The organism is Delftia sp. ZNC0008, assembly GCF_000799035.1.
Lineage (GTDB): Bacteria > Pseudomonadota > Gammaproteobacteria > Burkholderiales > Burkholderiaceae_C > Comamonas > Comamonas tsuruhatensis.
Map to the genome: position 1 here is coordinate 1 of NZ_JTKZ01000445.1, position 24144 is coordinate 24144.

A 24144-nucleotide genomic window follows, 5' to 3' on the forward strand; every position below is an offset into this window, starting at 1 on the left:
CGGCCTGTATTCGGAGTGGGTGGAACCGGCGACTGGCGAGGTCGTGCCGAACTACACGATGATCACGCAGCCTGCTGACGGGCACCCAGTGCTCTCGCTGATGCACCGGCCGGGAAAAGAAAAGCGCGGGGTCGTGATGCTGGAGCCTGGCGACTGGGATGCCTGGCTGCACGGCACGGCCGCCCAGGCCGACGCGCTGATCAAGCTGCCGCCGCTTGGCGTACTTCAGAGCGGAGCGGAAAAGCCGGAGGAGGAGGCGCTTCTGCCGGCTGAGCAACTGCTCGCTCTAAAGGCTGAGGAATAAGCAGAAGCAGAACCCGCTTCCCGCCGAATACGGTGTAGGTTCTGGTGTAGCTTTTGGAGAATATCCTGACAATCAGAGGGAGAAGGATTCTTCAAGAATGATGATGTTCATTGCCTGTGAATCTCTCATAAGCCTTTGATTTATCTCTGGGTTGCCGCGCAAGAGGTTGTCGGCAAATGTTCTGATCCGCTTTTGCGCTTTGCCCTGGGCATCATCAACGCCTACCTGAACCGGCCTGCCTGACTATTGTGTGACGCTTGCGCAGCCAGGGCCCCGAGGCCCGACGGTCACATTGTCGTTCAAGCAGCCCCGGGCTTGAGGCTGAAGGCTTCGGCCCGCGCCAGATCGCGCAGCCGTGGTTACACAAGCCGCGCAGATGCCAGCAAGCCCTGGCAGGTGAAGCCGATCACTGGCACGCTCTGTCGCCCGCGCAGCTGTATCAGCGAATTACACCCTGCAACGCCTTGCGGACCCTGTGTCGGACGGGACTTGGGGGTTGCCATCTGCCGGCGAAGCCGGTGAAGGCCGAGAGTATGATGGACCGCGCTCAGTCGCACTCAATCATGGTTCCACCCAGTATTCGGCAGCTCCGCCCTTGACTGTCACTGATGAATTGGCCGTTGCGGTTGTAGATTCCGCCATTGCTGTCGTAGCAAAGTGCACCCTTGCAACTGGATAGAGGAACAGGCTGGGCCGCCCGCGGTGTGAAAACCGGCTTCGGTGGTTCCTGCATCAGCGGCGTATTGGAGCCGCATGCAGCATTGACGCTGGTGATTGCTGCATTGGTGCGTATCCGTTTTTCATCCAGGGAAAGGGTGCGAATGCTGGATACGAATTCCAGCTCCTTGCGCGCCTCCTTGCACTGGGAGGATGCGCCGAGCTGCTCCGGTGCAGGAGCATTCGCCTTGCGGGCCTGCTGTTCGATGACGCGCTGCTGGCTCTCGATCTGGCGCTGCTGCATTTCGTTCATCTGGCGCTGCTGCTTTCGCTCATTGGCCTCTGCGGCCTCGGCCCGTTCGCGGTAGATTTCATCGTCCGATTTTTTTGCGCTGTATCAGTGCGCCGGATTGGTCGCTGCTGCAGGGGCTGTCTGAAAAAATCAGTTTTCCAGAAACATCCTTGCATTGATAGACCTGGGCGGCGGCAGGTAAAGCCAGAAATGTCGCAACGATTGTCAGAGTCAATAGGCGCATATGCATCTCGGTGAATGAATGGGAGTGATGGTATCCCGGTACGGTGAATCGGTTGAGGTTAAGTTATTCCAATAGGCCGCTGCAAGGGATGCAGGGTCGGTATTGCCGCCACGGGATGGCTGCCTGTGCTCGCTTGCCCGGAGTAAACTCGACCACCGCAGCAATGGCTGCACGATGGGAATGGAGCTTCCCGAAACCGCCCTGCAAGGGGCTGATGGCTCCTGCCTTGGTGGGGCGTGTCCTGCCGGTGGCAGGGCCGTGTCTTGATCCTGCCCGGCGCGCCCGTCCCGGTTGTTTGATGAAAGGACGGTCATGGGTATCTACGGTTTCATTTTGGTGTTCGTGGGCGGCGGCCTCGGCTCCGCGCTCCGGCATGGTTCGAACCTGCTTGCACTGCGGCTGGTGGGCAGTGCCTATCCACTGGGCACCTTGGCGATCAATGTGCTGGGCGCTTTCGTGATGGGGGTGGTGGTGGAGTGGTTTGCGCTCAAGACTTCGCTGCCGCAGAGTGCGAGGCTGTTCATCACCACGGGCATTCTGGGCGGCTTCACCACGTTTTCGACCTACGCACTGGAGATCGGCATGCTGTACGAGCGCGGCGACTGGCTCGCTTCCGTGCTGTATGCGCTGGGTTCGCTGGTGCTGGGCGTTGCCGCGCTGTTTGCGGGGCTAGGGCTGGTTCGGATGGTGGCCCATTGAGGCGCCCTGATTGCGCTATGCTGTGCGCCATGGCCCGCCTGAACGCATCGCAGATTATTCGCACCATCCATTGGATGGTGGGTTAGCCAGAGGCCTTCAGCGCCATGCAACCCGCCCAGAAGAGGCGGGTTTTTTCATTCCGCCTCCAGGGTTTTCACAAGCCTTTCAGGAGATGGATATGCAGGTTCTCGAACCGTCCCGCCATGCGGACGACGCCCAGGCCGATTCCCGTACTGCGCGGCCGGCCACGCTGCACATGGTCTGCGGCAAGATCGGCTCGGGCAAGTCGACGCTGGCACGGCAACTGGCGGCGCAGCCCGGCACGGTGCTGGTCAGCGAGGATTCCTGGCTGGCCGGTTTGTATCCTGGCGAGATGCAGTCGGTGGCCGACTATGTGCGCTGCAGCGCGCGGCTCAAGGGATTGATGGGGGCACATGTGCAGGCGCTGCTGGATGCCGGCGTTTCAGTGGTGCTGGACTTTCCTGCCAACACGCTGGAAGGCAGAGGTTGGGCGCGCAGCGTGTTCGAGAGGGTGGGTGCCTCCCACCGCCTGCATTTCCTGGATGTGCCCGATGAGGTCTGCAAGCAGCGCCTGCGTGCGCGCAATGCGGCGGGGGATCATCCCTTTCAGGCCAGCGATGAGCAGTTCGACCTGATCACCGGCTACTTTGTCGCGCCTTGCGCACAGGAGGGCTTCGACGTGGTGCATCACCCGTATGTGCGGGCCTGACCACAAAGGCCGTGCGGCCGCCGGCTCGCCCACTGGAACGCCTCCTCGATCGCCTACTCAATCCCCGCCAGACCGTGCCTGCACTTGCACCCAATAGCGTGTACGGGTGCTCAACTGCAAGGGGAAGCGGCTGACGAGCGCGGCCAGGGCGCGATCGGTGTCGTCCACGGGAAAGGCGCCCGAGACACGCAGGCCTGCCACCTCGGGCGTGCAGCCCAGGTAGCCGGGCCGGTAGCGGGCGAGGGCGTCGATCAGCTGGCCCAGCGGCATGTCCAGCGCGATCAGTCCGCCTTCGTGCCAGCTGGCGGCAAAGGGATCGGCAGACGCGGGTGGCTGGGCGGCGCTGGCCGAGAAGGCGGCGTGTTGCCCGGCCTGCAGCTCGGTGGAGGTGGCTTCGCTGTCCAGGGGCTGCAGGCGCACGGTCTTTTCCTGCACGTTGACATGGCACAGGCCGTCGTCCGCGACATGGACCGTGAAGCGCGTTCCCAGGGCCAGTACATGGCCTTGCAGGGTTTGCACACTGAAGGGGCGGCCCAGTGCGTCTGGCCCGGTGGCGACGAGGATGCGGCCGCGGTAAAGGCGCAGCAGGCGCTGGCGGTCGTCGAAAGCCACGTCCACGGAGGTGGCTGTATCCAGGGCCACCAGGGAGCCGTCGGGCAGCGTCAGGTCGCGGCGCTCGCCAGTGGCGGTGCGATGAGCTGCCTGCCAGTGCTCGAGCGGCGCGCCTTTCCAGGCGAGCCAGGCCGTGGCACCGCTGCCCAGGCCAAGGGCCACAGCACGCACCGCAGAACGGCGATTGGGGTCGGAGCGGCGGCCCAGCGCCTGGCGCGCCAAGGGTGCGGGCAGATGCGACAGCTGTGCGGTGACGGATTGCACGCGCAGCCAGGCGCGCTGGTGGGCGGGGTCGGCCTCGTGCCAGTCCGTCCATGCCTGCTGCAGGCTTGGCGTCACCGCGGTGCCGCGCAGTTTCACGTGCCAGGCAGCGGCCTCATGCAAGGCCCGTCGGTCGTTGCTTTCCAAAGATCCCTCGCCCATGTGGCTATGCCAGGACCAGGCAGCAATGCTCCATCGCCCGGGTCAGGTAGTTGCTGACGGTGCGCAGCGACACGCCCAGGCGCTCGGCGATCTCGGGGTAGCTCAGTTCCTCGAAATGGGACAGGACGAAGGCTTCGCGCACCTTGGGTGCAAGGCCCTGGAGCATGCGGTCCACGTCGAGCAGGGTCTGCTGGACGATGGCCTGCTCCTCGGGCGAAGGCGCCAGCGACTGCGGCAGCTGGGCAAGATAGTCCAGATAGGACTGCTCCAGCGTGCGGCGGCGAAACAAGTCGGTGACCAGGCCGCGGGCGATGGTGGCCAGGTAGCGCCTGGGCTCGCGGATGTCCTGCTGCGGCACTGGCGAGCGCAGCAGGCGCACGAAGGTGTCCTGGGCCAGGTCGGCCGCATCGTCACGGTTGCCCAGGCGCTTGCGCAGCAGGCTTTCCAGCCAGGGATGGTGATTCTGGTAGAGGCTGTGCACGGAGAGGGCTTGTGCGAAAGAAGCGGGGAGGCCGGGCGTAGAAGCCGAGGTGGGCAACGTGTCGGTTTCGGTTGCAAAAGATAATAAGAATGCTTATCAATTATCTTTCACGCGAGCTTTACTCCTGAGGACTGGGTATCTTTCTGTTGCATGTGCGCTACAGGGAGATGCTGGCGGAACTTCCACGCCGGCCCTGCGCCGGGCGATTGCGCTGGTAGGCGCTGGGCGGAGCGCCAAAGCTGCGCCGGAAGACGGCAGTGAAGGCGCTGGGACTGTCGTATCCATGGGAGAGCGCCACTTCCAGGACCGAGGCGCCAGCGGCCAGCCGGGGCAGGCTGAGCAGAAGACGGGCCTGGCGGCACCATGCGCCGAAGTTCATGCCGGTCTCGCGCAGGAACAGGCGTGCCAGCGTGCGGGGATGCATGTGCAGCCGCTGTGCCCAACTGGCCAGGCCGGCGTCCTGCGATGGGTCGTCCACAAAGCTGCGGCAGCAGGCGGCCAGGGCGCCATGCCGGGGCATGGGCACGTGCAAGGACAGGGCGCGGGCGCGCTCCATTTCGTCGAGGATCAACTGCATGACACGCTCCTCCCTGCCGCCCAGCGGGTAGTCCATGGGCAGCTCGATGGCCTCCAGCACGAGTTCGCGCAGCAGGGGCGTGACCTGCATCACTCGGCAGTCTTGCCACAGGCCGGGCCGCAGCCCCGGCTCCACGAACACGGTGCGCATGGCCACGGGGCCGGCGGCCATGTGGATGGCGTGCAGGGCCTGTGGTGGAACCCAGACGGCGCATCCCGGGGGGACGACCCAACTGCCCGAATCCGCGCGGATCAGCATCACTCCCTCGGTGGCATGCAGCAGCTGGCCGCGGCGGTGGGCATGCGGTGCGATGGCCGCGCCGGCCGCCATGTCTGTGGCAAAGGCCACGACCGGGCGGGCCGTGTGCTCGCCGTGCGGGGGCAATGGAGCGGCCGCAGGCACGTCATCCAGGCAGGCGCGGGTGCGGGCATGGGAAAGTGGGCCACTTTGCCGGGTTGTCATTTTCTCGACGATTGTTGTTGCTTCGTAGCAGGAATGCAGATCATGCACTTTCTACGATGACCCACTTTCAATCCGCAGGAAAGTGGCAGGTATGGAGATGATTTCCCTTTCGAGAATGACGGACGTGACAGGAGGCAGGGCATGAACCGCGCACGTCTGGGGCTGCTTACGGGCACGCATGCCATCAACGACCTCTACCAGGGACTGGTTCCTGCGCTGTTGCCCTTCATGGTGCTGGAGCGCGGCTACAGCTATACGGAAGCCAGCGGCCTGATGCTGGCGGCCACGGGCCTGTCGAGCATGGTCCAGCCGCTGTTCGGCCTGTATGCCGACCGGTCGCCACGGCCCTGGATGGTGCCGGCCGGCTTTGTGGTGGCCGCCCTGGGCCTGGCCCTGGTGGGCATGAGCCCGGACTACTGGGTCAGCTGGTTGGCTGCCGTGCTGTGCGGCCTGGGGATCGCGGCCTACCATCCGTCCGCAACGGTGGCGGCCCGCATGGCGGGCGGCAGCTCGCAGAAGGCGATGAGCGTATTTTCGGTGGGCGGAACGGCGGGGGCATCGTTCGCTCCCATGCTGGCTGCGGCCGTGGTGGGCGCAGGCGCCTTGCACCGCAGCTGGATGCTGGCCCTGCCTGCAGCGGCCATGCTGGTGCTCTGGTATGCCTGTACCTGGCGGGATGGAGCCAAGGACCATTGCGCCACCCGGCGCCCGGCCGTGGCTCAGGGCGAATTGCCGGCCAACCACTGGCGCGCCTTCTTCCTGCTGTGCGGGGTCATCGTCTGCTGGTCGATTCCCTATGTGACGGTGCTGTCCACCCTGCCCATGTTCGTGACGCGCGAGCTGGGCGGCTCGGACTTCATGGGAGCGGCCACGCTGACCTCATTCACAGCCGCTGCGGCGGTGGGCACTTTGCTGGGGGGCACGCTTGCAGATCGCCGGGGGCGCATGCAGGCCATCCGCGCCGGCTACCTGCTGGCATTGCCTGCTCTGGCGGCCCTGGCCCTGGCCTCCACGCCATGGATGGCGCTGGCCTGCACCATGGCCCTGGGCGTGTGCATGTTTCTTCCGTTTGCCGCCCAGGTCACGCTGGCCCAGGACTATCTGCCGCGCAACCAGGCCACGGCCAGCGGGCTGACCCTGGGGCTGGCCATGTCGATAGGCGGCATGGTGGCGCCGTTGTTCGGCATGCTGTCCGATGCGCGCGGACTGCGTTTTTCGTTGAGCGTCGTGCTGTGCATTCTGTGCGTTGCCGCGGCGCAGGCGTGGTGCATGCGCAATCGGCGCAGCGAGGGGAGTGCTGCACCGGCGGCTGTCAGGGCCTGATGCGCAGCCCCTGCCGCTGGGCAAGGCAAGAGACAGGCCCGGGCTCTCGCAGACCGGGTGGACGGGTTGGTCTCAGGGCGACCTCAGGCCGGTGTCTGCGCGCCGTGCGCTTCCATGCGTTCCAGGGCGGCACAGACATCGGCCATGCGGCCCGAGATGAACAGGCATTCGGGCTGCTCCTGCGGCGAGCGCTGGATGATGCGCAGACCCGAAGGCAGGGCCTGATCTGCCGGAAGGGAGGGCAGTTCGGGTTGCAGGGGCAGCAGCAGCTGCGCATCCCTGTGTTCTGGCAGCCGTGCTGACTTGCTGCGCCGTTGCTGGCTGCGGCGGCGGGCCTTGCTGAAGGACAGGATGGTCGCCTGCTCGGATTGCACAGGCGATTCGGGCTGGATGGTGCGCATGGCGGGCTCCATGGCGGCGGCGGGCAGGCGAATGCCCTGTGCCAGGCGCAGGAAGGACAGAGAAGACAGTGTTGGCAGAGCGAATCCCATGTGACGACTCCTGTTGGCGTATTTCAAAGAGGCATGGACACAGGCAGGATTGCGGTTTGCGGGCAAAGCTCCGCCCAGGGCGAAGCTGCAAGGCTTCGCGCCTACCACCTGGGCGGTGCATGAAATAGGGGGGGGCAACCCGTGCAGGGCTGCCCGTCCGGCTTACATGGACATGCTGTTGCGGATCAGCCCCACGGCCAGGCCTTCAATGGCAAAGGCCTCTTCGGGAGCGACGCGGATCACCGGGTAATCGGGGTTTTCCGGCAGGAGCTCCACGCCCTGCGTGGTGCGGCGCAGGCGCTTGACGGTGACTTCATCTCCCAGGCGTGCCACGACGATCTGCCCGTTGCGGGCTTCATGCGCGGACTGCACGGCCAGCAGATCGCCGTCCATGATGCCCGCGTCGCGCATGGACATGCCGCGCACGCGCAGCAGATAGTCCGGGCGGACCTGGAACAGGCTGGGTTCGACGGAATAGGTCTGGTCGATATGTTCCTGGGCGAGAATGGGCGAGCCCGCCGCAACGCGGCCCACCAGCGGCAGCATCAGCGGCGCCAGGGCCGACAGCGGCAGCCCGAAGCTGGTGCCGCGTGCGGCATTGATGTTGCGCACGGTGTCGGTACGCAGGCGAATGCCGCGGGAGGTGCCGCTGACCAGTTCGATCACGCCTTTGCGGGCCAGGGCCTGCAGATGTTCCTCTGCTGCGTTGGCGGACTTGAAGCCCAGCGTGTTGGCGATTTCCGCGCGGGTGGGGGGCGCGCCCGTGCGGGAGATGGCGGCCTGGATCAGGTCCAGGATCTGTTGCTGGCGGGCGGTGAGCTTGGGATGGTCGAGCATGGCGTGCGTCCGGTCCTTGAATTCAGATGGCAGGCAGAGAAGTCATCTGATGATTTATACAGTATCTGTATTTTTAACCAGTTTTCCAAGAGGTGCAAGTGGGGCAGTCAAAGTTGGTGATTCTTGGCACGGGCGGCACCATCGCCGGCCGGGCGGATTCGCAGTCGCAGGCAGTGGGATACAAGGCCGGACAGATCACGGTGCAGTCGCTGCTCGATGCCGTGCCGGATCTGGAGCAGCAGGCGCTGGGGCCTGTGCAGACGCAGCAGATCGCGCAGGTGGACAGCAAGGATATGGACTGGCCCGTGTGGCGCGCGTTGCTGCGTGCCTGCACGCAGGCGCTGGAGGATGCGGACACACGCGCCGTGGTGATCACGCATGGAACGGACACGCTGGAAGAGACGGCCTGGCTGCTGCACAGCCTGCTGCCTGCCGCCAAGCCCATAGTGCTCACTTGCGCCATGCGCCCGGCCACGGCCCTGCTGGCCGACGGACCGCAGAATCTGCGCGATGCCGTGACCGTGGCCGCCAGCGGCGGGCGCAGCGGTGTGTGGGTGGTGGCCGGCGGCGAAGTACATGCGGCGGCCCAGGTGCAAAAAGTCCACCCTTACCGACTGCAGGCCATGCGCTCCATGGAAGGTGGCCCGCAGGCCCTGGTGGAGGAAGGGCGCGTGCGCTGGCTGGTGCATGATGCGCCGGTCACGCCGGTCACGCCGGTCACGCCGGTTGCCCCCGTTGCGCGGATGGTGACTTCCGCTCCCGCTCTGTCTGACCTGCTGGCGCTGGATGAGCTGCCCTGGGTCGAGGTGGTGTTCAGCAGTGCCCTGGCGCGTGCCTGCGGCGTGGATGCGCTGGTGGCCGCAGGCGTGCGCGGCATCGTGGTGGCCGGCACGGGCAATGCGACCGTTCACGAAAGCATGGAAGCGGCCTTGCTGCGTGCGCGCGACAAAGGCGTCTGGATCTGGCGGGGCACGCGCTGCGCCGAAGGCCTGCCCGTTGCCTCGGGGCTTGGCACGGACCCCGCAGAGGCCGATCTGGTCCAACTGCCCGTGGCCAAGGCGCGGATTGCCATGATGCTGGCGCTGGCCGCGCAGCCGCGCGACTGATCCTCCGGGCGTCGCCGGCGCTTCAGATGCAGGCGGGCAACAAAAAAGCACCCGGCGGGCGGGTGCTTTTCTGGGGTCTGGCGCATGGCCTGCGTCATTCAGCCAGTGCTGCGAGGGCGCGCTGGGTGATGTCTTCCACCGAGCCCAGGCCGCTGATGGCGCGGTACTTGGGGGCTGCTGCGGCTTCCTTCTCGGCCCAGGCGCGGTAGTAGTCCACCAGCGGGCGGGTCTGGCTGCTGTAGACGTCCAGGCGCTTCTTGACCGTTTCTTCCTTGTCGTCCTCGCGCTGCACCAGCGGCTCGCCGGTCACGTCGTCCAGGCCTTCGACCTTGGGCGGGTTGAACGTGACGTGGTAGGTGCGGCCCGAAGCGGGGTGGGAGCGGCGGCCGCTCATGCGCTCAATGATGGCATCGAAGGGCACATCGATCTCGAGCACGTAGTCCAGCTTCACGCCGGCGGCCTTCATGGCGTCGGCCTGGGGAATGGTGCGGGGAAATCCGTCGAACAGGAAACCGTTGGCGCAATCGGGCTGGGCAATGCGCTCCTTGACCAAATTGATGATCAGGTCGTCGCTGACCAGTTGGCCGGCGTCCATCACGGCCTTGGCCTGCTGGCCCAGGGGCGTGCCGGCCTTGACGGCGGCACGCAGCATGTCACCGGTGGAGATCTGGGGAATGCCGTACTTCTGGCAGATGAAAGCGGCTTGCGTGCCTTTGCCGGCGCCGGGTGCGCCCAACAAAATCAGTTTCATGGAAGTCCTTGAGGAGAGTAGAAATTCTTGTCTGCCGGATCGGCCCACCGGGGCGGACAGTCCATGCGTCATATTTTTGTCGCGGGCAAGGATAGCACGCACAGGGCCAACACTGGCTTACACGCACGGGGCAAAACTGTCGCCTGTGCAATCGCCAAAACCTGCGTTTTGCTGTCCGACAAAACCGCATGGGCGGTGTTGCTGCAAATGGCGATGCCCGGCATCGCCATTTGTGCGTTTTCAGCGGCCGGCCGATTCACGCCGGCGGGTTGGACAGCTGGGCGCGCACCCGCTCCAGATCCTCGCGCGTGTCCACGCCAGGGCCGGGTGCATGGGGTGTGACATGGACGGCGATGCGGTGGCCGTGCCACAGCGCACGCAACTGCTCCAGGGCCTCCAGTGCCTCGGTGGGTGCCTGGGAAAGCTGGGGGAAGCTGCGCAGGAAGCCAGCGCGATAGCTGTAGATGCCGATGTGGCGCAGCGGTGCGAAGCCGGGGTGGCCCAACGCTGCCGATGCCGTCTCCCACCATGCCTGGTCCGCATGCTCGCGCGCGAAGGGAATGGGCGCACGGCTGAAATAGTGGGCCATGCCCTGGGCATCGCAGACGACCTTGACCACGTTCGGGTTGACGAAGTCGGCAAGGCTGTCAATGGCATGCGCCACCGTTCCCATGCTGGCCGAAGGTTGCCGGGGCAGCAGGGCGGCCACGGCGTCGATGAGTTCGGGGGCGATCAGCGGCTCGTCGCCCTGGACATTGACCACGATGTCATCGCCATCGAGATCCAGCAGCGCGCAGGCCTCGGCCAGTCGGTCGCTGCCGCTGGCATGGTCGTTGCGCGTGAGCACGGCCGCCACGCCATGCGCGGTACAGGCGGCGAGGATGCTTTCGTCATCAGCTGCGACCACGCACCGTGCGGCGCCGCTGCGGCTGGCGCGCTGTGCCACGCGCACGACCATGGGAAGCCCTGCAATGTCGGCCAGGGGCTTGCCCGGCAGGCGGCTGGAAGACAGGCGGGCGGGAATCAGAACCGTGAAGGGCGCGGAGGACATGGTGCGTGCAGGAGTGAGGCGAAGGCGTGGGGCGGCGCAGATGATGGGAAAAATCAGTCCTCGATCTCGTCGTCGTCCAGCGTGCGGGCCTCGGTTTCCAGCAGCACGGGAATGCCGTCGCGCACCGGGTAGGCCAGGCGCGCGCTGCGCGAGACCAGTTCCTGGTGCTCGCGGTCAAAGCGCAGCGGGCCTTTGGTGACGGGGCAGACCAGCAGTTCGAGAAGTTTGGCGTCCATGGCGGATCCTGTGTTTTGAAGGGAAAGGGCGGGCCGTGGCAGCCAGCCGAGACGGAGATGATAGTCAGGCGGGGCAGGGGCGCAGTGCCTGCAGCCGCTCATCTAGCAGCGCCCAGAAATCCGCCGGCAGCTGCAATTGCAGCGCAACCGCCCAGGCCTGGGGATGGGTGCGCCACAGCTTGACGGCATCTTTTTCGGTGCAGACCAGCGGGTCTTCGTTGCGCCCCAGGCGCTGGAAGCTCTCAAAATTATAGTGATCCGGCAGCGCCTGGACATGCTCCAGCGTCAGGCCTTGCTCGCGGGTCAGCATGGAGAAAAAGCCTTCGGGCCGGGCCACTGCCGCCACGGCCTCCACGGGCTGCGCACGCAGGGAGGACAGTGCGATGCGCTCGCCTTGGGCATTGACGGCTTCGCTGGACAGCTGGCGCTGCATGGCAAACGCGGGGGCGTCGGTGTCGGGGGCTGCGCCTGCATGCAGCACGGCGGTGACGGGGCGCGGCCAGGGCTCGCGCAGCGGGCCGGCCGGCAGCAGCCAGCCGTTGCCGATGCCGTCGTCATTGAAGACGCACAGCTCGATGTCGCGGGCCAGGGCCAGGTGCTGCAGGCCGTCGTCGCTGATGACCACATCCACCTGCGGGTGGCGGGCGCGCAGGGCCTGGACGGCCTCGATGCGCTTGCGGGCCACGAAGACCGGCACGCCGCTGGCACGCGCCAGCAGCGCGGGCTCGTCACCCACGTCGGCGGGGGCGCTGTCAGGACGGGCCTCGCGGCAGTCGTCCGTGCTGCGACCATAGCCGCGCGAGACGATGCCGGGACTCCAGCCGCCATCGCGCAGATGGCGGGCCAGGGCGAGCGTGACGGGGGTCTTTCCGGCGCCGCCCGCAATCACGTTGCCGACGACGATGACCGGAATGCCGGCCTGGCCCCCACGCCTGAAGCCCAGTGCATATGGCAGCCGATGCAGGGCCAGCAGGGCACGGTACAGCAGGGACAGGGGAAGGAGCGCGCAGGCCAGCGGACCGCGGCGGCGCCAGGCCGCGCGAAGCCCCCGGGCTGCGGGGGCAGGACCAGTCCGGGGCATGGCGGCCTTGCCTTCAGCGCCCGGCGCTGGCCGAGGTCTGCGTGGCGAAGGTGATCTGGGACAGTCCGGCGCGGCGCGAGGCTTCCATCACCGATACCACGGACTGGTGCGGCGCAGTGGCATCGGCGCTGATGATGACCACGCTGTCCTTGCCGGCGACGGCCGCTGCGGCCAGCGCCTGGGTCAGGCCGGTGACGCTGCGGTCTTCCACGGCGGTCTTGTTGATGGCATAGCGGCCATCGGCTGCGATGGCGACGATGATTTCGCGGGGCCGGTCGCGCTGCTGCTCGACGTCGGCCACCGGAAGGGTCAGCTGCAGCTCGGTGAACTTGCTGTAGGTGGTGGACAGCATCAGAAAGATCAGCACCACCAGCAGCACGTCGATGAACGGGATCAGGTTGATCTCGGGCTCGTCACGGCGGCGGGGACGGAAGTTCATGTCAGGTCTCTCGCGTGCTGGTTCACTTGCCGCCGACGCGGGTGAGGTGGCGCACGAACTGTTCGGAAGCCAGCTCCATGCCCAGCAGGTAGCCGTCGACGCGGGCGCGGAAGTAGCGCCAGAAGATCAGGGCCGGAATGGCGACGATCAGGCCGAAGGCCGTGTTGTACAGGGCGATGGAGATGCCGGCCGCCAGCTGGGCGGGGTTGCTGCCGCCGGTGGCCGATGCGCCGCCTTGCGAGCCGAAGATCTCGATCATGCCGATCACCGTGCCCAGCAGGCCCAGCAAAGGGGCGGCAGAGGCGATGGTGGCCAGTGCGCTCAGGTGCTTTTCCAGCGTGTGGGCGGCGGCGCGGCCGGCGCCTTCCATTGACGCGCGCAGCTCTTCCTCGCTGCTGTCCGGATGGGCCTGCAGTGCGCGCAGCCCGCTGGCCAGGACCTCGCCCAGCGTGGAGTTCTGTGCCAGTTGCTGCACGACTTCCTGACTGGGCAGGCCGCGCGAGGACACGGAAATCGCCTCGCCCAACAGGGCAGGCGGCGCAACACGGGCTGTTTTCAGCGCCACGAAGCGTTCAAAGACCAGGGCCAGAGCCAGGATGGAGCAGGCAATCAGTGGCCAGATCGGCCAGCCTGCGGCTTGTATGATCGACAGCAAGTTGTTTTCCCCCCGCGTTTAACTGCAGCCGACGATTATGGCCCAGCCATGTGGCCGGTCCAGGCGTCCCGGCTGCGCGATCGGCCTAAAACTGTGACCGGGCGCAGCATCCAGGCAACGGGCGGTGTCCCGGTTTCTGGCCTCGGGCTTGCTCATATAGCACAATTTTCTGTGGATAACTTTGTTATCAAGCTGCCTGCGCAGATGCGGCGGCGACGGCGAATGACCACTGTGACAAATGTGAATTCTTTGTTTCAGTAAAAAATCTATTATTAATCAAATGCTTGCGAGGTGTTCTTGAGATTGCTTGTGCAAATCATCGCCAAAGTGCCTCTTCAAGGCCGCATCTGCCGGCCTGTGGAGAATGTTGCACTGCATGCTGACCGGGAGCCCGCATGAGCGGTGCATTTGGCGCAATGAATCCAGCAGCGGCGCCGCTGGTCTGGGAAGTCGGCGCGCTGTGCCGCGCCGTGAGCGATGCCTTGCAGGCGCGCTTCAATCCGGTGGCGGTGCGCGGCGAGATCAGCGGCTTCTCGCGCGCGGCCAGCGGCCATTGCTACTTCAGCATCAAGGACGCCGGCGGGCAGATCCGCTGCGCCATGTTCCGGCGCGCGGCCCAGCTCATGGACTTTTCGCCGCGCGATGGCGAGCTGGTCGAGTTGCGGGGCCGGCTGGGTGTCTACGAGCAGCGCGGTGATCTGCAACTGGTCGTCGAAAGCATGCAGCGTGCAGGCCAGGGCGCACTGTTCGAGCAGTTCCTGCGGCTGAAGGCGCAGCTGGAGGCCGAAGGCCTCTTCGATGCGACGCGCAAGCGCAGCCTGCCGCCGCTGCCGCGCGGCATTGGCGTGGTGACTTCGCCGGGGGCTGCCGCGCTGCACGACGTGATCACCGCGCTGCGCCGCCGCGTGCCCCACATCCCCGTGGTGCTGGTGCCGGCCCTGGTGCAGGGCGCGCAGGCACCGGCATCGCTGATCGACGCGCTGCAAAGGCTTTATGGGCTGGCGCAGGAAGGCGCGGGATCGGTGGCCGGCGCGCCGCACATCGACACCATCTTGCTGGTGCGCGGCGGCGGCTCCATCGAAGACCTCTGGGCCTTCAATGACGAGCGCCTGGCCCGCACCATCGTGCAAAGCCCGGTGCCGCTGATCAGCGGCGTGGGGCACGAGACCGACTTCACCATTGCCGACTTCTGCGCCGACCTGCGCGCGCCCACGCCCACGGCGGCGGCAGAGTTGGTGAGCCAACCGCGCGACGTCTGGCTGGGTGCGCTGCAGCTCATGCAGGGCCGGCTGGAGGACGGGGTGCAACGGCTGCTGGACCGCCAGCAGCAGCGCCTTGACCTGGCGTCGCAGCGCCTGGGCCGGCCCAGCGAACAGCTGGCGCGCAGCCGGCTGCAGCTCAGCCGCCAGGCGCAGCGCCTGCGCCATGCCATGCAGTTGAGGCTGCAGCGCATGGACCATGCGGGGCAGGGCCTGCAGGCGCAGCTGCCTGCGGGCATGCGCCGCGGCCTGGACAGGCGCGCGGACCACCTGGCGCGCATGGAGCTTCGCCTGCAACTGCTGGACCCGCGCCTGGTGCTGCAGCGCGGCTATGCCCTGCTCACCGATGCCGAGGGCCATCCCGTGACCGAGGCGCGCCGTGCGCCACCGGGCACGGCGCTGCAGGCGCAACTGGCGGACGGCAGTCTGGACCTGGTGGTGACGCAGCCGCGCCTGCTCTGAACTGCGGCCCGCTGTGTGCAGCGTTCGGCGTGCAGGGAGTGGCGGGCGGCAGGCGGTATCCGTGTAGGCCGATTGGCCGGATTGCGGTCAATTCACATCCACCCTCGCGGCAGCGGGCCAAGATGGCCGATTTGGAGCGCGCTTTCGCCGCAGGGTCACGAACTTGTTCCTACAATGCCCGTTCGGGTGCGTGAGGGCCAGGGCTCGCAGCAATGCGCGCAGTGCAGGCCCCGCGCGACGGTCACGGCAGGCGCTGCAGGCGCTCTGCGCAACAGGTGCTGGCCCGTCCTAAAAGATTTCAACCACGAAGGAAACACCATGGAACATACCTTGCCCCCTCTGCCCTATGCGATTGACGCGCTGGCACCCCACTACAGCCAGGAAACGCTGGAGTACCACCATGGCAAGCACCACAACGCCTATGTGGTGAACCTGAACAACCTGCAAAAGGGCACCGAATTCGAAAGCATGACCCTGGAAGAGATCGTCAAGAAGTCTTCCGGCGGCATCTACAACAACGCAGCCCAGATCTGGAACCACACCTTCTTCTGGAACTGCATGGCCCCCAACGGTGGCGGCGAGCCCACCGGTGCCCTGGCTGACGCCATCAACAAGAAGTGGGGCAGCTATGCCGCCTTCAAGGAAGCCTTCGTGAAGTCGGCCGTGGGCAACTTCGGCTCCGGCTGGACCTGGCTGGTGAAGAAGGCCGATGGCTCGGTGGACATCGTCAACACCGGCGCCGCCGGCACGCCCCTGACCACGCAAGACAAGGCCCTGCTGACCGTGGACGTCTGGGAGCACGCCTACTACATCGACTACCGCAACCTGCGTCCCAAGTTCGTCGAGACCTTCCTCGACAAGCTGGTGAACTGGAAGTTTGCCGAGCAGAACTTCGCCTGATCGAAGCACCTGCCAGCAATGTGCACGCGCAACGTGCACGCAGCGCCCAAAAAGCCCCGAAAGGGGCTTTTTGGCTTTCTGGCTGAAGCCGGGGTGCCGACGTTCAGCGGCGCTGACCGCGCAGCCGCCACCCCGTCCACAGCGCCGTGCACACCAGCAGCAGCGTGGCGCCGGCGATCACGGCGCTGAAACCCTGGCCGAAGGCCGTGCGTGCCAGTTCGGTCAACTGGTGCGCGGCCTGAGGCCTCAGCTGTTCGGCGGCCAGCAGGGCTTCGTCCAGGCTGTCGCGCACGGAATCGGGCAGGGCCAGGCCCAGCCCCTCAGGCAGGCGCAAAGAGCCTGCGTACACGGCCGACAGCAGGCTGCCCATCAGCGTCACGCCCAGGGCGCCGCCCAGCTCGTATGACACCTCCTCGACCGAAGCCGCCATGCCTGCACGGTCTGCGGGAGCGCTTTGCATGATGGTGCTCGACGCCGTGGTCATGGCCGCGCCTATGCCCAGGCCCAGCAGGGCCAGCGCCCCCGCCTGCGGCCACCAGCCCATGTCATGGACCAGCAGGTAGCCGCCCATGCCCAGGCCCGACAGCAACAGGGAGGCCGGCAGCATGCGGGCCCCACCCAGTCGCGGCAGCCAGTGGCCTGCGACGGGGCCGGCAACAAAGGCGGCCAGCGGCAGCGGCAGCACGGCCAGGCCCGCCTGCAGCGGAGACAGGCCCTGCACCAACTGCAGGCGCTGGCTGAAGACCAGTTCCATGCCGATCAGCGCTGCCGCAGCCACCAGGGCCGAGGCCACGGCCGTGGCAAAGGCCGGGTTGCGGAACAGGGCGAAGTCCAGCAGCGGGTCGCTGCTGCGCCGCTGGCGCCGCACGAACAGGGCAAGAAATCCCAGGCCCAGCACCAGGGCCACGGCGGCCAGGGCCCAGTCGGGCGATTGCTTGCCAGCCTCCTTGATCGCGTAGGTGCTTGCCACCAGGCCTGCCATGACCTGCAGCGAGCCCACAAAGTCCCAGGGCCGCTGCGAGGTGGCGCCGCCTGCGGGAATCAGCCACCAGGCCAGGGGCAGGGCCAGCAGCACGATGGGCACGTTGATCAGGAACACCGAGCCCCACCAGAAATACTCCAGCAGCAGCCCGCCCACCACGGGGCCGAAGGCCGCACCGCCCGATGCCACCGAGGCCCAGATGCCGATGGCCAGCGCGCGCTCGCGCTCATCGGCAAAGCTCAGGCGGATCAGGGACAGCGTGGCCGGCATCATCATGGCCGCGCCCACGCCCAGCAGCGCGCGCGCCGCAATCAGCAGGGTGGGCGAGAGCGCAAAGGCCGCGCACAGCGATGCCAGGCCGAACACGCACAGCCCGGCCATGAACAGCCGCTTGTGGCCGAGCCTGTCGCCCAGCGTGCCCATGCCCAGCAGCAGGCCGGAAACCACCAGGGCATAGATATTGACGATCCACAGCTTGGCGGAGGCCGTGGCCGCCAGGTCATGCGTGAGGCGCGGCAGTGCCGTGTAGAGCACCGTCATGTCGATGACGATGAGCAGCAGCGCCACCGAGACGATGGCCAGCACCAGCCAGCGGCGCGGGTCGGCCGCCAGAGATTTGGAGGGATGCCCCGCAGCGGGGACCCGGGTTTGCGTCGTGAACGCCATAAAGCACCTGTTTGCCCCTGGCCTTGTGGGCCGGAGCTTCCTTTGGATGAAAGCCGCAGTTTCCATCAATAAAATGATTTATCAAAGTTTGATTCAATCCATAAAATTGATGGATGGAATGGACACTGGACAGACTGAGGCATTTCGTGGCGGTGGCCGAGGCCGGCACCATGACCGAGGCTGCGCGCCGCCTGGGCCGTGCGCAATCGGCCGTGAGCACGGCCATCGGCCTGCTGGAGGCCGATCTGGGGCTGGAGCTGTTCGACCGTGTGGGACGCCATGTGCGGCTCACGGCCGCAGGCGAGGTCATGCTGCTGGAGGCCCGGTCCCTGCTGCACCAGGCCCAGGCCATGGACCACCGCGCACGCGCCCTGGCCGCAGGCGGGCAGGCGCGCCTGGCCGTTGCGCTGGACGAGGCATTGCCCTATGTGCCGCTGGCCCAGCTGTTCAAGGAGCTGGCGGCACGCTTTCCGGCCATGGAACTGACCGTGCTGAACGGCACGGCCTCCGAAGTGGCCGAGCATGTGGCGGCGCAGCGTGCACAGGTCGCCTTCCAGTTCGACCGAGCGCCTGCGCCGGCCACCTGTGCCCAGCGCCATATCGGCAGCGTGCCGCAGACCATTTGCGTGGCCAAGGGCCATGTGCTCGATGGCGCAGAGCCCTTGACGCGCAGGCAGCTGGCCGCGCACCGCCAGTTGCTGATGCACATCGAGGGCGTGGAGGACACCGTGCTCAGTCCCGCCGTCTGGCGCTCCAACAGCTTCTATGTGATTGCCGACATGGTGGCCGACGGCCTGGGCTGGGCCATCCTGCCGGTCAATATTGCCGAGTTCGGCGATCTGCGCCCGCATCTGCGGCAACGCGCCTGCGAGGGGCTGGCGCTGCCGCCGCTGACCGTGCGCATGCTCTGGCTGGAAGGGCTGGCGCCCGGGGTCGAGGCGCTGTGGATGCGCCAGCGCCTGGCCGAGCTGCTGGCCTTGATGGCCGCGGCCTGAGCGGTCTGGGCTGGCGCGGGCGTTGGGGCCGTGTTCAGGTGCAGGCAGCGGCTGCGTCTTCGGCAGGCGGGCTCTCTGCTCGTGCCTGGCGTGCGGCCAGCACGCCCAGGGCCCACATGACAGCACCGGCCAGCAGCGCCACCACGAAGGAGATGCGCGCGCCCCACAGGTCGGTGGCCCAGCCGGCGGCGGCCGCGCCCAGGGCCACGCCCATGGCAATGCCGGTCAGCAGCCAGGTCATGCCCTCCGTCAGGCGCTGGGGCGGCACCTGCTGCTCCACCAGGCCCATGGCCACGGTGATGGTCGGGCCGAAGGTAATGCCGGCCAGCAGCACGGCCAGGGTCAGCGTGAACACATTGGTGGCCAGCAGCAGGGGCACGGCCGTGATGCAGACCGAGGCGCCCACCCAGGCGATCTGGCGGTGCAGCGGCGCCTTCAGGCGCAGCGTGCCGAACACCAGTCCCATCACGCAGGAGCCCAGCGCATAGAACGACAGCACGATGCTGGCCGCCGCCGGCTGGCCCTGCTGCGTGGCAAAGGCCACGCTGGCCACGTCGATGGTGCCCACGATGATGCCCTGGGCCAGCATGAACAGCGCCAGCGTGCGTACCACGGGATGGCGGGCCAGCGACTGCTGGCGCGTGCGCCGCTGCGATGTGTCCACGGGTGGCTCTGTACGGCGCTGGGCCACGAACAGCGCCACGCCCACCAGCAGCAGCAAGGAGGCGGCCAGCGGCCCGGCCTCGGGGAACAGCACCATGCTCAGGCCGACCGACAGCGGCGGGCCGACGATGAAGCAGACATCGTCCAGCACGGCCTCCAGCGCATAGGCCGTCTGCAGCTGGGGCGTGCCGCGCAGCAGCACGGTCCAGCGCGCACGCACCATGGCCGGCATGCTGGGCAGGGCGCCCACCAGCGCTGCCAGCACCAGCAGCAGCCAATCCGGCCCCTGCCAATGCGCGCAGGCCAGCAGCGCAAACATGGCGGCAGCACTCACGGCTGCTGCCCAGGGCAGCACCTTGCGCTGGCCATGGCGGTCCACCAGGGCCGAGATGCGGGGCGCCAGCACCGCAATGGACAGCGCAAAGCAGGCCGCGACCGCGCCGGCCAGCGTGTAGGCGCCGCGCTGCTGGGACAGCATGGTGATCAGGCCGATGCCCGTCATCGACAGGGGCAGGCGGGCCAGGAGACCGGCCAGCACAAAGGCGGCCGTGCCGGGCCGGGTGAACAGCTGGCGGTAGGCGTGGAACATGGAAACCTCGGAAAAACGGACAGGCCGCTGCAATCACATACGCGGCGTATGTCAGCGATTCTACGGGTTGCCCATGGCGCGCCGTATCATTGGCATACGTTTTGTATGTGAATGGAGTGCGCCATGCGCAAAAGCCGGGCCAGCATGATCGAGGAGACACGCGCCAAGCTCATCGAGGCTGCGCGCGAGGCCTTTGGCAGCCAGGGCTATGCCCAGGCCTCCATGGACGAACTGACGGCCAAGGCCGGCCTGACGCGCGGCGCGCTGTACCACCATTTCGGCGGCAAGCCGGGCCTGCTGGCCGCCGTGGTGGCGCAGATGGATGCCGAAATGGACGCGCGCCTGGAGCAGGTGCTGGCCGACCATGCAGATCCCTGGGAGGGGTTCCTTGCCTACTGCCGTGCCTACCTGGCCATGGCGCAGGAGGGCGAGATACGCCGCATCGTGCTGCAGGATGCGCGCGCCGTGCTGACGGGCACGGACCAGGGCGAGCAGCACCGTGCCTGCATCGCCTTCGTGGCCGGCTACCTGGAGCAGCTCATGGAGCGCGGCGTGATCGTGCGGGCCAATCCGCTGGCCATGTCGCGCCTGCTCAATGGCTGCCTGGTGGAGTCGGCATTCTGGATTGCCGAGGAAGGGGCGCCCCCCGAACGCCTGCAGCAGGCGCTGCAGGCGCTGGAGCTGACGCTCAAGGGGTGGAAGGCGCCTGCGAGGGGCTGAGCGCCCTCGCTCGTGCTTCACTCGTACTTCTTTTCCAGCGCATCCCAGAACGGCTTGTTGACCAGGCGCTGGCGCTCGGCAAAGGGGGCGACCACGGCGGGGTTCTCGTCCACCCTGCGCTCGTTGCGCAGTTGGCCCAGCGCCTTTTGCATGCCGGCCACGGCGCCTTGCAGCGCGGCATTGGCATACAGCACCAAGCCATAGCCCAGGTCTGCCAGCTCGCCCGCGTCGGTGATGGGCGTCTTGCCTCCGATCACCATGTTCATCAGCTGCGGCGTGGACAGCCGCTGGGGCAGGGCGCGGATTTCTTCGGCCTGGGTCACGGCCTCCACGAAGAGGATGTCGGCTCCCGCCTCGGCAAAGCGCTGGGCGCGCTCGACGGCAGCCTCGAAGCCCTGCGTGGCGCAGGCATCGGTGCGCGCCATGATCAGCGTGCCCTGGTCGCGGCGCGCGTCCACGGCGGCCTTGATCTTGCCCAGCATTTCCTCGGTGGAAATCACTTCCTTGCCATTGAAATGGCCGCAGCGCTTGGGGCTGATCTGGTCCTCGATCTGGATGCAGTCGGCGCCCGCGCGCTCCAGCGTGCGCACCGCATGGTAGGTGTTGAGCGCGTTGCCGAAGCCGGTGTCGGCATCGACGATCAGCGGCAGATCCACGGCGTCGCGGATGCGGGCCGTGTGGTCGGCGATGTCGGTCAGGCCCATGAAGGCCTGGTCGGGCAGGCCGAACCACATATTGGTCACGCCTGCGCCGGTCACATAGATGGCCTCGAAGCCGAGATCGGCCACGACGCGCGCGGACAGTGCGTTGAATGCGCCGGGCACGAGCACGCCGCGGCGCGCTTCGGCCAGGGCCTTGAGTTGTTGCTTGGTGTTCATGGAGGGTTCTGTCGGATGGGAAAAAGCGATGCGCGGGCTGGCGCTCAGTCCAGCGTGATGTTGGCGTTCTTGATCACCGGGCCCCACTTGGCGCGTTCGGCCTCGATGAAATTGCCGTAGGCCTGGGGTGTGCCGCCCATGACCATGCCGCCCGTGTTCTCGATCATGGCGCGCACCTCCGCGTCCTTGAGGGCCTCGTTCACGGCCTTGTTCAGGCGCTCGATCACGGCCGGCGGCGTGCTGGCCGGCGCGATCATGCCCAGCCAGTTGTATGACTCGAAGCCCTTGATGCCCGCCTCATCCAGCGTGGGCACGCCGGGCAGCACCTTCAGTCGCTGCTTGCTGGACACGGCCAGCGCCTTGACCTTGTCGCCCTGGATGGCGGGCAGGGCCGCATAGCCCATCTCGAACATGAAGGCCAGGTGGCCGCCCATCAGGTCGGTGGCCGCCAGCGCGCCGCCCTTGTAGGGCACATGGACCATTTCCGTGCGCGTCTGGAAGGCCAGCAGCTCGCCCGACAGGTGGTGGGCACCGCCCACGCCCGACGATCCATAGGTCAGCGTGCCGGGCTTGGCCTTGGCTGCCGCGACCAGTTCGGCCACGGTCTTGAACGGCTGGTTGGGCGCCGTGGTCAGGATCAGCGGCGCCTCTTCGATCAGGATGATGGGCTGCAGGTCGCGTGCGGCGTTGTAGGGCAGCTTTTTCATCAGCATGGGATTGGTCACCAGCGGACCCGGCGAGCCGAAACCGAAGGTATGGCCGTCCGTGGCCTTGGCGATGGCATCCGTGCCCGTCACGCCGCCCGCGCCGCCGCGGTTGTCGATCACGATGGGCTGGCCCAGGCTCTGGCCTATCTTGTCGGCGATCTTGCGGGCCCGTGTATCGGCAAAGCCGCCGGCCGCATAGGGCACGATGAGCTTGATGGGGCGCGAGGGCCAGGCATCTGCGCCCTGGGCCACGGCGGGGGCGGCGAGCAGGGCGGCAGCGGTGGCGATGGCGCTGAGGGCCAGGCCCATGCCCAGGCGGAGGGTGTTGCGGCGGGTATTCATGGTGTCTTGTCTCGGTTGGGATCGGTGGTGATGGCGCAAGCGGTTCACTTTTCCTGCATGTTCGCGGCCTTGACGATCTCGCCCAGGCGCTTGCGTTCGGCATCGGTGAATTTCACGAACTCGGCGCGCGTGCCACCGATGGGCTCGATGCCCAGGCCCTTGAGCTTTTCCACCGTGGCCGGCTCCTTCATGGCCTTGTCCACGGCGGCGGCCAGCTTGTCCAGGATGGCGGGCGGCGTCCCCTTGGGCGCATGGATGCCGGCCCAGTGCGCGATCTGCAGCTCGGCAAAGCCCTGCTCCACGGCGGTGGACAGCTGCGGATAGGCCGAGATGCGCTGCGTCCAGGTGGTGGCCAGGGCCTTGAACTTTCCTTCGTTGAGGATGTGGGGCAGGGCGATGATGCTGGCCTCCGACGTGCCCTCCACCTGCCCGCCCAGCACGGCCGTCGTGCTCTCCGCCCCGCTCTTGTAGGGCACGGGCTGCAGCTGGGCGCCGTACTTCACGTTCAGCATCTCTGCCACGAAATGCGGCGTACTGCCTGTGCCGGCCGTGGCGAAATTGAAGCCCTGGCCCTTCTTCGATGCCTCGACGAAATCGCGCAGGTTCTGGTAGGGCGCGTTCTTGGGAACCACGATCACGGACGGCGCCAGGCCGATCATGGCCACCGGCACCAGCGCATCGTCCTTGAACGGCATGGTCTTCTTGATCATGCTGTTGGAGATCACGCCAGCCGCGCTCACCAGCAGGGTGTAGCCGTCGGGCTGGGCCTTGGCCACGATGTCGGCGCCCACCGTGCCTCCCGCACCCGCGCGGTTGTCGACCACCACGGGCTGGCCCAGGATCCTGGACGCGCCTTCGGCAGCCGAGCGTGCCATCAGGTCATTGGCGCCGCCGGCCGAGAACGGCACCACCAGGCGAATGGGGCGGGTGGGCCAGGCATCGGCGGCGCTGGCAGCCCGTGCAGCGACGGAGCAGGTCACGCCGGCCAGCGGCAGCGCGGCGGCAAGCAGGGTGGCCAGGGCGGTGCGGCGGGGCAGGCGGGATGGCTGGTTCATGGGGTCTCCTGGAAATGCTTGAAATGATTGAAACGCCTGGCCTGTTTGCAAGTGGCATGCCACCGGATCAAAGGGTAAACCCTTGATTTCGCAAGTTGTTGATGTGAATGGGTTTTGTGATTGTTGAAAAGCCTGCTCTGCAGGCATTCACCGATTCGCCCGGTGCGGTGTTGCATGAATGAAATAATCGGTTGCATGAATGAATCAGTTGTGCCTTCCATGCATGCAACCCCTGCCGGCCCCCGCGCAGCCTGGCCGCGCGTCGTCACCGTGGGCCGCCACCGCATCGGCCGCGTGCTGGAGCGCATGTCGCTGGCCGTGGGCGACCAGGTGCGCGTGGAGCATGTCAGCGCGGCCTTTGACGATGCCGTGCAGGCCGTGCGTGCGCTGCAGGCGGTCGAGCCCATAGACGCCCTGGTGGCCGCAGGGGCCAGCGGCGCCTGGGTGCGCGAGCGGGTCGATATCCCCGACGCGG

27 protein-coding genes, 1 pseudogene and 1 riboswitch are annotated in these 24144 nt (G+C 66.9%); of the genes and pseudogenes, 10 read left to right on the top strand and 18 right to left on the bottom strand.

Going from position 1 to position 24144, the window contains the following annotated elements; translation table 11 throughout:
* Positions 1-304: pseudogene (locus L995_RS14685) on the top strand (DUF159 family protein); the annotation flags it as partial.
* 547 nt (positions 305-851) lie between these two features.
* On the opposite strand, the gene L995_RS14690 reads toward L995_RS14685, so the two are convergent.
* Together L995_RS14690 and L995_RS34385 are read right to left on the bottom strand one after the other, a co-directional pair.
* Complete coding sequence (locus L995_RS14690; RefSeq protein ID WP_231574438.1) at positions 852-1274, bottom strand: DUF4124 domain-containing protein; 423 nt, start codon at positions 1272-1274, stop codon at positions 852-854.
* Between the two features lie 58 nt (positions 1275-1332).
* Positions 1333-1503 (bottom strand): DUF4124 domain-containing protein, encoded by a 171-nt coding sequence (locus L995_RS34385; RefSeq protein ID WP_331428952.1) that lies wholly within the window; start codon positions 1501-1503, stop codon positions 1333-1335.
* 161 nt (positions 1504-1664) lie between these two features.
* A riboswitch (Fluoride riboswitch) is annotated at positions 1665-1728 on the top strand.
* Between the two features lie 81 nt (positions 1729-1809).
* Between L995_RS34385 and crcB the strand changes: the two genes are divergently transcribed.
* Complete coding sequence (crcB, locus tag L995_RS14695; RefSeq protein WP_016445889.1) at positions 1810-2196, top strand: fluoride efflux transporter CrcB; 387 nt, start codon at positions 1810-1812, stop codon at positions 2194-2196.
* 178 nt (positions 2197-2374) lie between these two features.
* Positions 2375-2926 (top strand): AAA family ATPase, encoded by a 552-nt coding sequence (locus L995_RS14700; RefSeq protein ID WP_047472443.1) that lies wholly within the window; start codon positions 2375-2377, stop codon positions 2924-2926.
* A gap of 57 nt (positions 2927-2983) precedes the next feature.
* On the opposite strand, the gene L995_RS14705 is transcribed toward L995_RS14700, so the two are convergent.
* The 3 genes from L995_RS14705 to L995_RS14715 all read right to left on the bottom strand — a co-directional run bounded on the left by L995_RS14705 (position 2984) and on the right by L995_RS14715 (position 5481).
* Positions 2984-3961, bottom strand: coding sequence for a FecR domain-containing protein (locus tag L995_RS14705; RefSeq protein WP_047472431.1), 978 nt, complete (start codon positions 3959-3961; stop codon positions 2984-2986).
* A 4-nt stretch (positions 3962-3965) separates the two neighbouring features.
* The gene (locus tag L995_RS14710) at positions 3966-4442 is read right to left on the bottom strand and encodes a sigma-70 family RNA polymerase sigma factor (protein ID WP_017405010.1); all 477 of its coding nucleotides are present in this window, start codon (positions 4440-4442) and stop codon (positions 3966-3968) included.
* Positions 4443-4599: 157 nt separating this feature from the next.
* Entirely contained in the window at positions 4600-5481 is an 882-nt protein-coding gene (locus tag L995_RS14715) for an AraC family transcriptional regulator (protein ID WP_047472432.1), read from the bottom strand.
* 141 nt (positions 5482-5622) lie between these two features.
* On the opposite strand from L995_RS14715, the gene L995_RS14720 reads away from it, so the two are divergent.
* Positions 5623-6804, top strand: a complete 1182-nt coding sequence (locus L995_RS14720; RefSeq protein WP_047472433.1) for an MFS transporter — start codon at positions 5623-5625, stop codon at positions 6802-6804.
* 83 nt (positions 6805-6887) lie between these two features.
* On the opposite strand, the gene L995_RS14725 is transcribed toward L995_RS14720, so the two are convergent.
* Together L995_RS14725 and lexA are read right to left on the bottom strand one after the other, a co-directional pair.
* A complete protein-coding gene (locus L995_RS14725; RefSeq protein ID WP_016445895.1) occupies positions 6888-7295 on the bottom strand; it encodes a hypothetical protein in 408 nt (135 codons plus the stop codon).
* 162 nt (positions 7296-7457) lie between these two features.
* Positions 7458-8132 carry a transcriptional repressor LexA gene (lexA, locus tag L995_RS14730; RefSeq protein WP_016445896.1) on the bottom strand — a complete coding sequence of 225 codons (675 nt, stop codon included), beginning with the start codon at positions 8130-8132 and terminating at the stop codon, positions 7458-7460.
* A gap of 98 nt (positions 8133-8230) precedes the next feature.
* Between lexA and L995_RS14735 the strand changes: the two genes are divergently transcribed.
* Positions 8231-9238, top strand: a complete 1008-nt coding sequence (locus L995_RS14735; protein ID WP_047472444.1) for an asparaginase — start codon at positions 8231-8233, stop codon at positions 9236-9238.
* Positions 9239-9332: 94 nt separating this feature from the next.
* Here L995_RS14735 and adk read toward each other — a convergent pair whose 3' ends face one another.
* The 6 genes from adk to L995_RS14765 all read right to left on the bottom strand — a co-directional run bounded on the left by adk (position 9333) and on the right by L995_RS14765 (position 13451).
* Positions 9333-9989 carry an adenylate kinase gene (gene adk, locus L995_RS14740; protein ID WP_016445898.1) on the bottom strand — a complete coding sequence of 219 codons (657 nt, stop codon included), beginning with the start codon at positions 9987-9989 and terminating at the stop codon, positions 9333-9335.
* 256 nt (positions 9990-10245) lie between these two features.
* On the bottom strand, positions 10246-11040 hold the full coding sequence (kdsB, locus tag L995_RS14745; RefSeq protein ID WP_047472434.1) for a 3-deoxy-manno-octulosonate cytidylyltransferase: 795 nt from the start codon (positions 11038-11040) through the stop codon (positions 10246-10248).
* A 53-nt stretch (positions 11041-11093) separates the two neighbouring features.
* Complete coding sequence (locus tag L995_RS14750) at positions 11094-11276, bottom strand: Trm112 family protein (protein ID WP_016445900.1); 183 nt, start codon at positions 11274-11276, stop codon at positions 11094-11096.
* A gap of 64 nt (positions 11277-11340) precedes the next feature.
* The gene (gene lpxK / locus L995_RS14755; RefSeq protein ID WP_047472435.1) at positions 11341-12357 is read right to left on the bottom strand and encodes a tetraacyldisaccharide 4'-kinase; all 1017 of its coding nucleotides are present in this window, start codon (positions 12355-12357) and stop codon (positions 11341-11343) included.
* Positions 12358-12370: 13 nt separating this feature from the next.
* A complete protein-coding gene (locus tag L995_RS14760; RefSeq protein ID WP_012205405.1) occupies positions 12371-12796 on the bottom strand; it encodes an ExbD/TolR family protein in 426 nt (141 codons plus the stop codon).
* Between the two features lie 22 nt (positions 12797-12818).
* Positions 12819-13451, bottom strand: a complete 633-nt coding sequence (locus L995_RS14765; protein ID WP_016445902.1) for a MotA/TolQ/ExbB proton channel family protein — start codon at positions 13449-13451, stop codon at positions 12819-12821.
* 395 nt (positions 13452-13846) lie between these two features.
* On the opposite strand from L995_RS14765, the gene xseA reads away from it, so the two are divergent.
* Together xseA and L995_RS14775 are read left to right on the top strand one after the other, a co-directional pair.
* Positions 13847-15172 carry an exodeoxyribonuclease VII large subunit gene (gene xseA, locus L995_RS14770; protein WP_047472436.1) on the top strand — a complete coding sequence of 442 codons (1326 nt, stop codon included), beginning with the start codon at positions 13847-13849 and terminating at the stop codon, positions 15170-15172.
* A gap of 318 nt (positions 15173-15490) precedes the next feature.
* The gene (locus L995_RS14775; RefSeq protein WP_016445904.1) at positions 15491-16072 is read left to right on the top strand and encodes a superoxide dismutase; all 582 of its coding nucleotides are present in this window, start codon (positions 15491-15493) and stop codon (positions 16070-16072) included.
* Positions 16073-16175: 103 nt separating this feature from the next.
* On the opposite strand, the gene L995_RS14780 is transcribed toward L995_RS14775, so the two are convergent.
* Positions 16176-17720 carry an MFS transporter gene (locus L995_RS14780; RefSeq protein ID WP_047472437.1) on the bottom strand — a complete coding sequence of 515 codons (1545 nt, stop codon included), beginning with the start codon at positions 17718-17720 and terminating at the stop codon, positions 16176-16178.
* Between the two features lie 113 nt (positions 17721-17833).
* Between L995_RS14780 and L995_RS14785 the strand changes: the two genes are divergently transcribed.
* Entirely contained in the window at positions 17834-18715 is an 882-nt protein-coding gene (locus L995_RS14785; RefSeq protein ID WP_047472438.1) for a LysR family transcriptional regulator, read from the top strand.
* 34 nt (positions 18716-18749) lie between these two features.
* Here L995_RS14785 and L995_RS14790 read toward each other — a convergent pair whose 3' ends face one another.
* The gene (locus tag L995_RS14790; protein ID WP_047472439.1) at positions 18750-19967 is read right to left on the bottom strand and encodes an MFS transporter; all 1218 of its coding nucleotides are present in this window, start codon (positions 19965-19967) and stop codon (positions 18750-18752) included.
* 123 nt (positions 19968-20090) lie between these two features.
* Between L995_RS14790 and L995_RS14795 the strand changes: the two genes are divergently transcribed.
* Positions 20091-20687 (top strand): TetR/AcrR family transcriptional regulator, encoded by a 597-nt coding sequence (locus tag L995_RS14795; RefSeq protein WP_026062285.1) that lies wholly within the window; start codon positions 20091-20093, stop codon positions 20685-20687.
* A gap of 17 nt (positions 20688-20704) precedes the next feature.
* On the opposite strand, the gene L995_RS14800 is transcribed toward L995_RS14795, so the two are convergent.
* Genes L995_RS14800 through L995_RS14810 form a run of 3 tightly spaced genes read right to left on the bottom strand, consistent with a single transcriptional unit; the run spans position 20705 to position 23669 of the window.
* Positions 20705-21565 carry an isocitrate lyase/PEP mutase family protein gene (locus L995_RS14800; RefSeq protein WP_016445909.1) on the bottom strand — a complete coding sequence of 287 codons (861 nt, stop codon included), beginning with the start codon at positions 21563-21565 and terminating at the stop codon, positions 20705-20707.
* 44 nt (positions 21566-21609) lie between these two features.
* Positions 21610-22614, bottom strand: a complete 1005-nt coding sequence (locus L995_RS14805; RefSeq protein WP_047472440.1) for a Bug family tripartite tricarboxylate transporter substrate binding protein — start codon at positions 22612-22614, stop codon at positions 21610-21612.
* Positions 22615-22658: 44 nt separating this feature from the next.
* Entirely contained in the window at positions 22659-23669 is a 1011-nt protein-coding gene (locus tag L995_RS14810; RefSeq protein WP_047472441.1) for a tripartite tricarboxylate transporter substrate binding protein, read from the bottom strand.
* A 219-nt stretch (positions 23670-23888) separates the two neighbouring features.
* On the opposite strand from L995_RS14810, the gene L995_RS14815 reads away from it, so the two are divergent.
* Positions 23889-24144: PrpR N-terminal domain-containing protein (locus L995_RS14815; protein WP_047472442.1), on the top strand; the 256-nt coding region annotated here is incomplete at its 3' end.